The following is an 810-nucleotide window of genomic DNA, read 5'->3' as shown; positions in this document are numbered from 1 at the left end:
AGCCACCGGAACATGAAGTCTATTTTCAAACGTCTGAGGGGGAAGGGAAAACCAAATACTCGCCTGATGATGTGCTTTATCGCATTAAGAGTAAATATATGAGTCATGCTCAAGGCGTGTCTTGTGACAAACATAGTCGATGTTTGTACAAATGGAATGATATTCCATTGAATTTACGTAATACCATGAATTTACAAAGAATGTATGTTCCAAGTAAAGGCGTATACGGGGCGGAAAATTCCTGGCATTATGACATCTATAAACAAAAATATCGTACTGTATTGATTGAAACAGATCCAAGTAAAATCACCGCTACCGGTAATATTACGATACAAGGACAAACGTTAAATAATCACGACAGTAAAATTATTGCCGGTAAAAATGTCAATATTAATGTCGATCAGTTAAACAATATCTCGCAAGAAGTTTTATCAAAATATGTCTATTCGGGAAGGGTTAATTTACATAGAAAAAAAAGTAAAGGTGAATATAGATTTAGATCCTATAATTATACAAAAGCCGATGAAGCGTTTATTGATAATGCATTAAATACCAATATTTTAGATCATCAAATATTTGAGCAGGCTCAATTAAACGATACCGCTCGTCAACCAACAACGGTTGAAAATACCCATCAACATGTTGATATTAATCAGCCTGTTCAAGATTCAGCTAAGCAACACGAAAAACAGATTGATAACCCACATTTTGGGCACGATAATACCACGGCGGTTAACGCGACAATCGATAAACAGGAGGTTATCACCTCTGCAAATACCCCTGTCGATAATAATATTGATGACCATTTAA

At 35.3% G+C, this 810-nt stretch carries 1 protein-coding gene; it reads left to right on the top strand.

Annotation, left to right across the window (positions count from 1 at the left end; genetic code table 11):
* A partial coding sequence (locus J3U42_RS12270) for a hypothetical protein (protein WP_267336615.1) occupies positions 1-810 on the top strand: 810 nt, incomplete at both ends.

The organism is Gilliamella sp. B2923 (assembly GCF_026536565.1).
Taxonomy (GTDB): Bacteria; Pseudomonadota; Gammaproteobacteria; order Enterobacterales; family Orbaceae; genus Gilliamella.
Note: the sequence above shows the minus strand (reverse complement) of the source record. Positions and strands in the feature narration are given on the sequence as shown.